At 69.9% G+C, this 11,838-nt stretch carries 9 protein-coding genes; 5 read left to right on the top strand and 4 right to left on the bottom strand.

What is annotated here, in order from left to right; genetic code table 11:
• Window positions 1-109: 109 nt before the first annotated feature.
• Window positions 110-1,456 carry an APC family permease gene (locus Acor_RS26415; RefSeq protein WP_155339451.1) on the bottom strand — a complete coding sequence of 449 codons (1,347 nt, stop codon included), beginning with the start codon at window positions 1,454-1,456 and terminating at the stop codon, window positions 110-112.
• A gap of 83 nt (window positions 1,457-1,539) precedes the next feature.
• Between Acor_RS26415 and Acor_RS26410 the strand changes: the two genes are divergently transcribed.
• The 5 genes from Acor_RS26410 (at window position 1,540) to Acor_RS26390 (ending at window position 6,356) form a co-directional block, all read left to right on the top strand.
• Complete coding sequence (locus Acor_RS26410; protein WP_155339450.1) at window positions 1,540-3,120, top strand: acyl-CoA carboxylase subunit beta; 1,581 nt, start codon at window positions 1,540-1,542, stop codon at window positions 3,118-3,120.
• Window positions 3,117-3,341, top strand: a complete 225-nt coding sequence (locus Acor_RS26405; RefSeq protein WP_155339449.1) for an acyl-CoA carboxylase epsilon subunit — start codon at window positions 3,117-3,119, stop codon at window positions 3,339-3,341. Before Acor_RS26410 ends, Acor_RS26405 begins: the two co-directional genes overlap by 4 nt.
• A gap of 111 nt (window positions 3,342-3,452) precedes the next feature.
• Window positions 3,453-4,403, top strand: coding sequence for an NYN domain-containing protein (locus Acor_RS26400; protein ID WP_155339448.1), 951 nt, complete (start codon window positions 3,453-3,455; stop codon window positions 4,401-4,403).
• A gap of 64 nt (window positions 4,404-4,467) precedes the next feature.
• Complete coding sequence (locus Acor_RS26395) at window positions 4,468-5,853, top strand: DNA-3-methyladenine glycosylase 2 family protein (protein ID WP_155339447.1); 1,386 nt, start codon at window positions 4,468-4,470, stop codon at window positions 5,851-5,853.
• Window positions 5,854-5,864: 11 nt separating this feature from the next.
• Window positions 5,865-6,356: a methylated-DNA--[protein]-cysteine S-methyltransferase gene (locus Acor_RS26390; RefSeq protein WP_155339446.1), complete on the top strand. Its 492-nt coding sequence runs from the start codon at window positions 5,865-5,867 to the stop codon at window positions 6,354-6,356.
• Here Acor_RS26390 and Acor_RS26385 read toward each other — a convergent pair.
• The 3 genes from Acor_RS26385 to Acor_RS26375 all read right to left on the bottom strand — a co-directional run bounded on the left by Acor_RS26385 (window position 6,346) and on the right by Acor_RS26375 (window position 11,498).
• Window positions 6,346-7,278, bottom strand: coding sequence for a hypothetical protein (locus tag Acor_RS26385; protein WP_155339445.1), 933 nt, complete (start codon window positions 7,276-7,278; stop codon window positions 6,346-6,348). The genes Acor_RS26390 and Acor_RS26385 overlap by 11 nt on opposite strands.
• Entirely contained in the window at window positions 7,275-7,901 is a 627-nt protein-coding gene (locus Acor_RS26380) for a hypothetical protein (protein WP_155339444.1), read from the bottom strand. Before Acor_RS26380 ends, Acor_RS26385 begins: the two co-directional genes overlap by 4 nt.
• A gap of 93 nt (window positions 7,902-7,994) precedes the next feature.
• Window positions 7,995-11,498 carry a BTAD domain-containing putative transcriptional regulator gene (locus tag Acor_RS26375; protein ID WP_246239135.1) on the bottom strand — a complete coding sequence of 1,168 codons (3,504 nt, stop codon included), beginning with the start codon at window positions 11,496-11,498 and terminating at the stop codon, window positions 7,995-7,997.
• Window positions 11,499-11,838: the final 340 nt, after the last annotated feature.

Here is an 11,838-nt window from a genome sequence, read left to right as displayed (position 1 = left end):
CCAGACCGAAGTTGCAAACCGTTTATCGGTTATGAGCTTTCGCGGTCAAAAGTTTCGGCGGTCACGCGGCTGTGGCGGTCAGAGCTTTCCGCGGTCAGGGCTTCGGCGGTCACGGGCTGATCTTCGTTGTGTTCTTCGTCGTGTCGAGGTCGCGGGGGCCGCCGACGAACCGCCGGTTCACGAACCAGAGCAGCACGCCGACCGCGATCAGCACGGCGGCGCGCAGGTAGACCGAGCCGTCCCGGCCGGTGATCGGGAGCGCCAGCAGCACGCAGACCACCGCGCCGACGGCGGGGGCCCAGGACGGCGCCTGGTAGTGCCAGTGCTCGACCTGTTCCCGCCGCAGCACCAGGACCGAGACGTTGACCAGCGCGAACACGCACAGCAGCAGGAGCACGGTGGTGTCGGCGAGACCGCCCACGTCCCCGGTGCTGACCAGCGCGACCGCGATGCCGACGGTGAACAGGATCGCCACCCACGGGGTGGCCCGGGACGGGTGCACGGCGGCGAACACGGCGGGCACGATCTTCTCCCGGCCCATGCCGTAGACCAGGCGGGAGGCCATCAGCATGTTGATGAGCGCGGTGTTCCCCACCGCGAGCAGGGCGATCAGCGCGAACAGCTTGGGCGGGAAGCTCAGCCCGGCCACCTTGACCACTTCGAGCAGCGGCCCGGTGGAGGTTCTGAGCGTCTCGGTGTCCACCAGCATGGTGGCGGTGAACGCGACCGCCAGGTAGATCAGGGCGGCGATGGCCAGGCCGCCGAACAGGGCGCGCGGGAAGTCGCGCTGCGGATCCTTGGCCTCCTCGGCCAGGTTGACCGAGTCCTCGAAGCCGAGCAGAGCGTAGAAGGCCAGCGCGGTGCCGCCGAGCACACCGAGGAACGCGCCGTTGACAGGGTGGAACTCCAGCGCCCGGCCGGGGTTCCCTTCGCCGGCGATCAGCGCGTAGACCCCGATGGCGATGATGACCAGCAGGCCGAACGCCTCGATCAGGGTGAGCACCACGTTGACCCTGATCGATTCCGAGATGCCGGCGAAGTTGACCAGGGTCACCAGGGCCAGGAAGATCAGCGCCCCCACGACGGTGGGCAGGCTGACGAACTCGGCCAGATACTGCCCGCCGAAGGCGCGGGCGGCGGCGCTGGCCGAGGTGATGCCGCTCATCATCACCGCGAACGCGACGATGAACGTGACGAAGGGGATGCCGAACGCCTTGTTCGCGTAGAGGGCGGCCCCGGCGGCCTGGGGATATTTGCCGACCAGCTCCGCGTAGGCGGTCGCGGTGAGGGCGGCCAGCACGAAAGCGACCAGGAACGGCAGCCAGAGCGCGCCCCCGACGTGCCCGGAGACCTTCCCGGCCAGCGCGTAGATGCCCGCGCCCAGGATGTCGCCCACCACGAACAGCAGCAGGACCCGCCGACCGATGACTCGCTTGAGCGATGTTTGCGCTTCCATGACCGGGACACTACCCAGAGTCACCGACAATAACGCCGGAGCCCGCGCGGCCACGGCCGTGAGCGAATGGTTACCCTGACGGAATGACGGCAGAACGGGCCTCCGAGATCGACATACACACCACCGCGGGCAAGCTCGCCGAGCTGGACCGGCGGCTGCACGAGGCGGAGCATGCCGGTTCTTCGCGGGCGGTGGAGAAGCAGCACGCCAAGGGCAAGATGACGGCCAGGGAGCGCCTCACCGCGTTCCTGGACGACGGCTCCTTCGTGGAGTTCGACGAACTGGCCAGGCACCGGTCCACCAGCTTCGGCCTGGAACGCGAACGGCCCTACGGGGACGGTGTGGTGACCGGGCACGGGACCGTGGACGGGCGTCCGGTGGCGGTGTTCGCGCAGGACTTCACCGTGTTCGGCGGGTCACTCGGGGAGGTCTTCGGGGAGAAGATCGTCAAAGTGATGGACCACGCGCTCAAGACCGGCTGCCCGATGGTCGGGATCAACGACTCGGGCGGCGCGCGGATCCAGGAGGGCGTGGTCAGCCTCGGGCTGTACGCGGAGATCTTCAAGCGGAACGTGCACGCGTCCGGGGTGATCCCGCAGATCTCGCTGATCATGGGGCCGTGCGCGGGCGGCGCCGTCTATTCGCCCGCTTTGACCGACTTTGTCCTAATGGTTCAGGAAAAGTCACATATGTTCATCACTGGGCCGGATGTCATTAAAACGGTGACCGGTGAAGAGGTCACCTTCGAGGAACTCGGCGGGGCGCACACGCACAACTCCAAGTCGGGTGTGGCGCATTACGAGGCCGTCGACGAGGAGGACTGCCTGGCGTTCGCGCGGGCGCTGCTGTCCTATCTGCCGTCGAACAACCTGGACGGAGCCCCGGTCTTCCCGGCGGACGCGGCGCTCGATCCGGTGCCGGAACTGGATGTGCTGATCCCGGATTCCGCGAACCAGCCGTATGACATGCACACCGTGCTCGGGCACGTGCTCGACGACGGGGAGTTCCTGGAGGTGCACGCGGCGTTCGCGCCGAACATCCTGGTCGGATTCGGGCGGGTGGAGGGGCGTTCTGTGGGCGTGGTCGCCAACCAGCCGATGAGTTTCGCCGGCACGCTGGACATCTCCGCCTCGGAAAAAGCCGCACGATTCGTCCGGACTTGCGATGCTTTCAATATCCCTGTGCTGACATTTGTTGATGTCCCGGGATTCCTGCCGGGGACCGATCAGGAATGGAACGGCATCATCCGGCGCGGCGCGAAACTCCTCTACGCATACGCGGAGGCCACCGTGCCGCTCGTCACGGTCATCACCCGAAAGGCGTACGGCGGGGCGTATGACGTTATGGGGTCAAAACACCTCGGAGCCGACGTCAACCTCGCCTGGCCGACCGCGCAGATCGCCGTGATGGGCGCGCAGGGCGCGGTCAACATCCTCTACCGGCGGGAATTGGCCGCCGCCGACAATCCGGACGCGGCCAGGGCCGGCTTCATCGCCGACTACGAGGACACCCTCGCCAACCCCTACCTGGCCGCGGAACGCGGGTATGTGGACGCGGTCATCCGCCCGTCCGACACCCGCGCCCAGGTGGTCCGGGCGCTGCGCGCACTGCGCAACAAACGGGCTTCTTTGCCGCCGAAGAAGCATGGGAACATCCCGCTGTGAGCCAGTCGAACCATTTGAAGATCGTCAAGGGAGACGCCTCCCCCGAGGAGATCGCGGCCCTGGTCGTCGCACTCAGCGCAGCCACGCCATCACCGGCGGCAGCCGTACCGGGGGGTGGATCATGGCGGGATCGGGGCAGAAGCCTGCGTGGCGTCTCCGGCGCAGGTCGCGCCTGGCGGGCCGGTCCGGGGGCCTGGCGGGCGAGCGGACTGCCGGAATAGCGATGGATTAGATCCGCCGAACCGGGTGTCAAGTGGCCCAAGAGTTGGGAGTATCTACAAAAGGGCGATTACCCTCAGCCAAACACATGGAGACGAGGCCTGGAGGACAAGATGGCCATCCCGGACCTCGCAGCGCACAGCATGGCAGCCAAATATGCGGTACTCGTTGATGTCGGATACCTCTACGCGGCGGCCGGAGAGGTACTCCTCTCGGCCAAGGAGCGTAAGGAGTATCGCGTCGCGGCCGACGAGTTGATCCAGTCGCTGCAGAAGCACGCGCTGGAACGCATCCCCGGCGAACTGCTGCGCGTCTACTGGTACGACGCGGCTCGCGACCGCGTACCGACCGTGGACCAGCGCGTCATCGCCCAGCTCCCCTGGGTCAAGGTACGACTCGGCAACCTGAACGCGCGCGGCCAGCAGAAAGGCGTGGACGCGCAGATCCGCAGCGACCTGGAGGCGCTGGCCCGGCACCACGCGGTCAGCGACACCGTGCTGATCGCCGGCGACGAGGACATGGTCCCCGCCGTCGAGGCCGCCCAGGCGTACGGCGTCCGGGTGCACCTGTGGGGCGTCGAACCGCCGTTCGGAACGAACCAAGCCGAGCGGCTGGTGTGGGAATCCGACACGGTGGAGATTCTCAGCGCCGACTTTCTCCGGCCGTACTTCAACCGGGCCCCCATCCCGGTGCCGGTCACGCCCCCGCCGTCGCCCGCACAGGTGTTCGCCGCCCGCGCCGCCAAACCGGTCGCGCCGCCGACGAAACAGCTGCACGGCGCCCCCAGCAGCCCCAAGCTGGGCCCGAGCCGTCCCCGGGTGGAGGAGGTCGGCGAGCATGTGGCGCAGAAGTGGATCCTCACCCGCGGCCGGGACAACATCAGGGACCTGCTGCCAGGCCCGATCCTGCCCACGGTCATCGACACCGAACTGCTCATCGAGGCGGAGAAGGAGCTCGGTCACTCGCTGCGGCCCTACCCCGAGGCCAGGGTCTGGCTGCGGGACGGCTTCTGGGCCAGGGTGTACCGGGAGTTCGACCTGGGGGTGGGCATCTCCAGCAAATAGGGCCGCACGCTGAGGTCCGATTTCCGCCAGCAGGGTGGGCTGAGCGGCGCATAGCGTGTTCTTTATGAGCACGACTCTGGACTTCGACCGGTGTTACCTGGCGATCTCGGCGCGGGACGCCAGGTTCGACGGGCGCTTCTACACGGCGGTGACCTCGACCGGGATCTACTGCCGGCCGATCTGCCCGGCGCGGACGCCCGCGCGGAAGAACGTGCGGTTCTATCCCTACCCGGCCTCCGCCGAGGCGGCCGGGTTCCGGCCGTGCCGGCGCTGCCGGCCGGAGCTGAGCCCCGGGTCGCCCGGCTGGGACGCCCGCGCCGACCTGGTCGGGCGGGGGTTGCGGCTGATCGACGACGGGGTCGCGGACGAGGCCGGGGTGGCGGGGCTGGCCCGGCGGCTGCACGTCACCGAGCGGCATCTGCACCGGCTGTTCGTGGCCGAGCTGGGCACCGGGCCGCTGGCGGTGGCCAGGACCCGGCGGCTGCTGCTGGCCAAGCAGTTGCTGACCGAGACGGCGTTGCCGATCACGGATGTGGCGTTCGCGGCCGGGTTCGGCAGCGTGCGGCAGTTCAACGCCGCCATGAAGGAGTCCTACGGGTTCGCGCCCGGGGACCTGCGCCGGGCGGTGGGGCCGCTGCGCGCGGCGGGCGGCCTGGAGGGGGTGACGCTCCGGCTCGCGTATCGCGCGCCCTATGATGCGCAGGCGTTGCTGCGGTTCCTGGCCTCCCGAGCGATCCCAGGCATCGAAAGCACGACATTTCAGGACGAGCTGGTGACCAGCTATCAGCGGGTGATCCCCGGCGGGGAGATCACGCTGACCCCCGCCGACGACCACATCCGGCTGACGGTGAACGCGGACGACATTCGCCAGCTGGCCAGGATCGTCGCCCGCTGCCGACGCATGCTCGACCTGGACGCCGACCCCGACGCCATCGCCGCCGTCCTGGAACCCACCGCGTTGGGCCCGCTGGTGGCGAAACGACCGGGGCTGCGCGTTCCCGGGGCCCTCGACGCCTTCGAGCTGGTGGTCCGGGCGATCGTCGGCCAGCAGATCTCGGTCGCCGGAGCGCGTACCCTGCTCGGCCGGATCGCGGGCGGCGACAGCTTCCCGACGGCGGAACAGCTCGCCGAGCAGGACCTGACCGGCCTCGGCCTGACCAACCGCCGCATCGACACCCTGCACGCGGTCGCCCGCGCGGTGGCCGACGGCGACATCGACCTGGACGGCGGCGACCCCGCGGAAACGGCGGCGCTGCTGCTGGAAATCCCCGGCATCGGCCCCTGGACGGTCAGCTACATCGGGCTGCGCGCCCTGCGCGACCCCGACGCCTGGCCGGGCGGGGACCTCGTGCTCCGCAAGAAGATGGCCCAGCTGGCCATCCCCGACTCCGAGATAGAGCGGTGGCGCCCCTGGCGCGCCTACGCCGCCCTCCATATCTGGAATGCGTAAGGAGACCCACAATGATCGTGACCCGTACCGTTCCGACACCCGTCGGCCCGCTCGCCCTGCTCGCCCGCGACGACGTCCTCGTCGCCGCCGGCTTCACCGCCGACCCGCACGAGATGTTCGTACGGCTCTCGCCCCAGCTCCAGGCCGAGGGCCTGACCGTGGGCGACCTCCCCGAAGCCGCCCAGGCCGTGGCCGACTACCTGGACGGCAAGCTGGACGCGCTGGACGCGATCCCGGTGTCCCAGCCCGGGACACCCACCCGGCAGCGCCTTTACGAGGCGCTTCGCGCGGTTCCCGCGGGCATGACCGTCCGCTACGCCGAGCTGGCTCGCAGCGCGGGACTCCCGCCGACGGCCGCTCGGGCCGCCGGTTCGGCGTGCGCGCAGAACCTGATCGCGCCGTTCGTCCCCTGCCACCGGGTGCTCCCGGCGGCAGGCGTCGGCGGCTACTACTACGGCCCACCCGTCAAGCAGTGGCTGCTCAACCACGAGCTCAACGTTTGACGGTGCTCTGGACCTCCCCCACCGGGATGTCCCGGGTGACGGACCCCTCGACGGGGTCGAAGACGAACGGAACCACCGACTGGTCGGCGTTGCTGGTGACCGGCCAGACGGTGGTGACGGTCAGCGTGTAGACCTTGCGGGGCTGGTCCGCCGACGCACGGAGGTACCGGACACCGCACGTGAAAGTGCCGCCCTTGACGTACGGGCGACCGGCCGGGCCGCAGTTCTCCTTGACTTCGGCCCGGTCACTCGTCGTGCCGGCGTCGATCTTGATGTCGCCCAGGGTGGCGGTCACCGTGGCCGACAGCAGGCCCGGCAGGGTCGCGGTGACCGAGCGGGTCGTCTGGCCCTGGCCGTTCAGCCAGACCCAGGTGGGCAGGTTCACGTAGCTCTTGGCGTCCGGATTGAGCTGGACCTGCGGTTCGGGGACGGTCAGCGCGGCGCGGGCGATGTCCAGCAGTTCGGTCATCGTCAGCCCGGCCGGGGGCGTGTTGCCCTGATCCACCCAGATCGCGCCCTCCAGGGCGGTCCAGCAGGACGTGCCGGCGGGATCGGCCGCGTTGTAGGCGGGCGCCCACCAGCGGCCCGGCTGGCCGACCTTGTCCTTGAACTGTTTCAGGAACTCCTGGAACTCCTCCTCGGTGCTGCCGGGGTAGGTGTGGAACCAGAACGCGCGCAGGTCTTCCTGGGTTTTCAGCATGTCTTCGGCGCTGCGTCCGGGCTCGTACCAGCACGGGCGTTTGATCCGGTATCCGTCTGGTTTGGCGCCCAGCCCGTTTCCGGTGATGACGATGGTGGAATTCGCCAGCTGGACGCCGACGCTCCGGCCGTTCTGGAAGAATTCGCCGCCCGGTCCGCCCGGTCCGCCCGGATTGGCGGGGACCGGGGCGAGCACGAGCGCCAGGGCGAGCAGCACTCTCATCGGAGGCACTCCTTCGCGAGTTCGTCTGGATAGGCGGCGTGTTTGAGCAGCTTGACCCGCCAGGTGCCGTCGTCCCCTCTCCGCACGGCGGCAACCTGGAACCAGGTCGAGCGTGGTGGCGTCGTCCAGGGCGGCTGATCGGCGATCGGCTCGCCCCCCGCATCCGTGACCTGGATGCCGGACTCGTCCACACACGCGTTGATCTCCGCGCCCCGGCCGGTCACCGAGGCGACCCGGAGGGCGTAGAGCTTCGCCGTACCGCGGGCCGACAACTTCTCGTTCAGGAAGCTCGACACCCAGCGGTAGGAGTCTCGGTTGGCCGGTTCGATGACGCCGCCGAGGTAGGACTCGTCCCGGCCGCCGGTGCCGACCGCCCGCCACTGGCGGACGTAGGTGTCGGTGAAGGCTTTGATCATCGCGTTCCGCTCGGACGGCCATTCGATCGCGATCCGAAGGCCCGGGGAGGCGGTGACGGTTTCGACGCCGGGGTCCGGGGCGGGAGCGGTCGAGGCGGCCGGGCGGGCCTGGGTGGTGGTGGTGCCGTCGCTGCCGCCCGGGACGAAATCCTGCTCGGCCGGGGGCGCGCAGGCGGACAGTACGGCTATCAGGGTCAGGGTCGCCACGTGTCCTCCCGTGCGTCGATCGGACCGTAATGACGGACGCCGGGGTGGATCCACCGTTATGCGGGTTTCGGCATGGCGCATTCCGGCTCCTCCTCAGGCTGTGGTCCGGCGCCAGGCCGGGAGTAGCTCGTCGATCAGGGATTCGGTCTGGGGGGCCATGCCGCCGCCGTACGGGTGCGAGGCCGCGCGGCGGTGCAGGGCGTCGACGACGGCGCGGAGCCGCGCGTGGTCGCCGGTGGCGTGGGCGGCGCGGAGCAGGTCACGCCAGAGGGACTCGTCGTCCGGGGCCAGCAGCAGCCCCGCCCTGGCCGCGCCGACCGCCGCGTCCGCCGCGCCCCGGCCCAGCCAGGCCTCGCAGAGCCGGTGGGCGGCGTCGGCCACGGCGGCGGTGACGTCGTATTCGAGGGAATCGGCCGCCAGCCAGGCGTAGCGGTTCGCCGGGCGGGCGTTCAGGAGCGGGCCCCGGACCAGGCCGAGCGCGCGTTCCAGGGAGTTCGGGTCGCCCCGGCGGACCAGTTCGCGGAACAGGTCCCAGTCGGTGCGTATCTCCGGGCTGAGGCGCAATCGGCCGGACTCGTCGGTGTACAGGTGGGAACGGCCCCGGGAATCCTCGCCCAGCCACTGCGCGACCCGGGCGATCGTGGCATCCCGGACCATCGGCTGGACTCCGCGCGGCCACAGCACCCCGCCGAGCACGACCGGATGCACGCCGCCCGGGTGAGTGGCCAGATACACGACCAGTTCCTGCGCCAGCGCGGCACGGCCGTCCTCCAGGACGCGCACCGGGCTGATCTCGATCGGTCCGAGAATGCGCACCTCGATGGCGGGCGGCAGGTCGGCGCGACGGCCCTCGGCCGGATCCGACCACGGCTCGGACATCGGCTCCCCCTCGGTCCGCCCGGCTGTCCTGAACAGGTCCACGACCGCCTGATAGTGCCGCCTCGGCAGCAGCTGCGCGTCCACGTCGAACCCGAGCGTCTCGATGACCGCGCGGCCGTCCTCGGTGATCTCCCAGGTCCAGGTGGCGTGGGGTACGGCTCCCGCGACGACGTATCCGGACGCCGTCCTGTCACCCTTGCTCAGGAGGGCGAGCCGGCGCGCCTCCTCCGGGGTCGGCTGAATCGCGGACAGCAGGTAGTGCGGCGGCCAGGCGGGGTCGTGGGCCCTGCCGTGGATCCGGCCGGTGAGGACGTCGCCCGGCTGGCCGTGCGCGTGTTCCTCCAGCTCGGGCAGGACCTCGGCCAGGCTGCCGGCCGCCCGGACGCGGTCGGGCGCGAGCAGCGCGAGTTCCTCGCCGAAGCCGACGAGGGTGATGCGCATGTGGTCCGACCAGCGGTTGGTGGCCAGCTCGACCGCCAGCGCGGAGAGCGCGGCGACGGTGTTCGGGCCGGTCATCGAGATCACGCCGCGGGCCGCTTCCAGGTCGACGAGGACCCGGCCGCCGCCTGCGGTGCCCAGGGAGACCAGCCCCGGATACGGCGCGGGCACGTCGTTCATCGCGTTCTCGTCGATCCTGCGGCCCTCGTGCGCGGCCAGCCGCCAGACCTGGCCGTCGTCGACGACTTCCCATGGTTCGGGTGGATTGCGGTCCGGGGGGTGGATCCAGAGATCCATGCTGCGGCTGGACAGATGCACGCCGTAGATCGCCGGTGGCCGCCGATCGGCGTCGGCCAGTTGCCGCCCGAGCAACCGCAGCCCCGCGTCGAGCATCCGGCTCCCGGGCGCGTCCGCCCCGATCCGAATGGCCACTTCTGCGCTGGCCGCGTCGCCCCGAGGCCGCACCACGCGATACCCGAACGCCCGCCGCCACAACTGCTCGCGGCGCCTTCGACCGAGCAGCGCCAGTACGCCGGCCGCCAGCAGGGAGGCGCCTGCCAGGTAGTCGACAAGATCCAGCCCAGCGGCGGCTTCTTCCGGCTCGGCAACGGCCTGACTGCCATCTGCCGACACCGCCGGAGAATCACCGGCTTGCCCGCCACCTGGCTGAATGCTCCCCGGCTGAGTGGTTCCGGGCTGAGTCGTTCCTGACCCTGTCGTTCCGGGCTGCGTGCTCCCGGGTTGAGTCGTTCCTGGTTGGGTCGTTCCCGGTTGGACGCCGCTGCCTGGGCGAGATGCCGCATCGCCACTCGATGAGCCGTTGGATCTGGAGAAGGGCAGTTTGTCGTCGGCTGACATACCGATCGATACGCCGATGGACGCGCCGGCCGAAGCTCCCCGGGAACCGCCGGAGAACCCTCCGGTTTCGGAGGTTCTGCCGTCGGTTCCCGGGATTCCGAGCTGGCCCTCTATTCCTGCGGGGCGAGTGGGCGAACTGTCCGGCACCCCGGCTTTACCGGGAGACGCCGACTCTCCTGCCGAAGAGCTACCGGACCGATCACCCGTTTGATCGGGCCGCTCAGGCTGAGGAAGGACGATTCGGGGCCTGGTCGGCGAATCGTCCACATCCGTACGCCCCGCTTGCCCGCTTCTCACGTCACCCGTGTCCGGGCGCGTGATGTCTAGTTCGGTACCGCCACGCGAATCGGACCCACCGGCGCCGGACCGCTCGTTACCTCCAGAACCGGTACGCGACCCATCGGGGTTACCCGCCTCCGGCCTCGTCTGCGATCTATCCGGATCCGCCCCTGATTTGCCGGCGTCCGGCCTGGTCTGCGATCCGTCCAGGTCTGTTCCGGACTTGCCCGCGTCCGGTCTGGTCTGCGATTTGTCCGAACCCAAATTGCCCGCGTCTGACCTGTTGTCGCGATTGGTCGCGGTGGGGTCGTCGCGGAGGTCGGCCGCGTTCGGCGGTGTGTAGCGGACCTGGCCGTCGAGTTCGGCGGGAGGGCCGGGGTGTTCGCCGAGGATTTCCCGGCGGTTGTCGTCGGCGGAGACGACGTGGACGTTTCTGGCGTCGTCGGGCATGTCGAGGACCCAGCCGGGGCGGATCAGGTCGGCCATGTGGAGGCGGCTGCCGTCTGGCTGTTCCTTGTGCTGGTTGAGTTGGTAGATCTCGGCGTATCTGCGGCCGTCGCCGAGGCATTTTTCGGCTATCTCCCAGAGGCTTTCGTGGTGACGGCCGTGCGGGGGCTGCACGACGTACACCTTCTTGACCTCTCGGGGTTGAAGGGCTGGGCGTTCTTCTGCGGTGGGGGTCAGGACCGGGGCCGTCTGGGAGGTCAGGTGTGGCTGGATCGGCGGGGCGGTCGCGACCCTCGCGAACGGGACCGCCACGGCGGTCGCGGTGAACAGCACCAGGACCGCGCCGACCAGCCGATTGGCCAGGGCCTGGGTGCCGCCGGCGAGCGGGACTCTGGCGGGAATGCCGATCCGCCGAACTCCGGCGTACACCTCGACGACCACACAGATGACCAGCTGAAGCCAGGAGAGCCAGACCAGCAGCACCAGCACCGCGATGATCGTCTCCGGCCCGACCTGGCTGGTGAACACATCCAGATCGAAGAGCCCGTCCGGCACCGGCGGACCCGCCAGCCGAGTCAACGCGAACGGCACTCCGCCCACGAGCCCGACCAAAGCCACCAACGCGGCCAAGCCGATGAACACATCCCCGACCGTCCGCCGCCGCGAAATCCGAACCGGCTCCGTACGCCGTCGCACCGTACCCCCTTGCGCAGCGAGTCGCTGCGCCCCCGATGACCGCTCTCCCTCAACCGACCCCCGCGCCCGCCGCGCCTGAGCCACCCCCCTGATAGGCCGCCCACCGGGCCCCAGCTCACGCTCCCGCTGACCCGCACCCCGCCCTCTCCGAACCGGAGCGACATCTCCCCCACTCGACCCCGAAGCCCCCCGACCACCCTCATCGCCCGACGATTCCGCAGGAAACTCGTCCTCCCGCCACCGCTCAAACGACCCCCCGCGCCCCGCACCTCTCCCCGCAGGACGCCGATCCCGCGTCAGATCCCAGTCCTCCTGCTCCCCCCGCAGCACCGGATAGGGC

It is taken from the genome of Acrocarpospora corrugata (assembly GCF_009687845.1).
GTDB classification, from domain to species: Bacteria; Actinomycetota; Actinomycetes; order Streptosporangiales; family Streptosporangiaceae; genus Acrocarpospora; species Acrocarpospora corrugata.
This window is presented reverse-complemented; position numbering and strand designations above follow the sequence as displayed.

Coding starts and splice junctions, on each gene's coding strand:
- Acor_RS26400 (WP_155339448.1), top strand. CDS start 3,453: ATGGCCATCCCGGACCTCGCAGCGCACAGCATGGCAGCCAAATATGCG.
- Acor_RS26410 (WP_155339450.1), top strand. CDS start 1,540: ATGACGGCAGAACGGGCCTCCGAGATCGACATACACACCACCGCGGGC.
- Acor_RS26390 (WP_155339446.1), top strand. CDS start 5,865: ATGATCGTGACCCGTACCGTTCCGACACCCGTCGGCCCGCTCGCCCTG.
- Acor_RS26385 (WP_155339445.1), bottom strand. CDS start 7,278: ATGAGAGTGCTGCTCGCCCTGGCGCTCGTGCTCGCCCCGGTCCCCGCC.
- Acor_RS26415 (WP_155339451.1), bottom strand. CDS start 1,456: ATGGAAGCGCAAACATCGCTCAAGCGAGTCATCGGTCGGCGGGTCCTG.
- Acor_RS26395 (WP_155339447.1), top strand. CDS start 4,468: ATGAGCACGACTCTGGACTTCGACCGGTGTTACCTGGCGATCTCGGCG.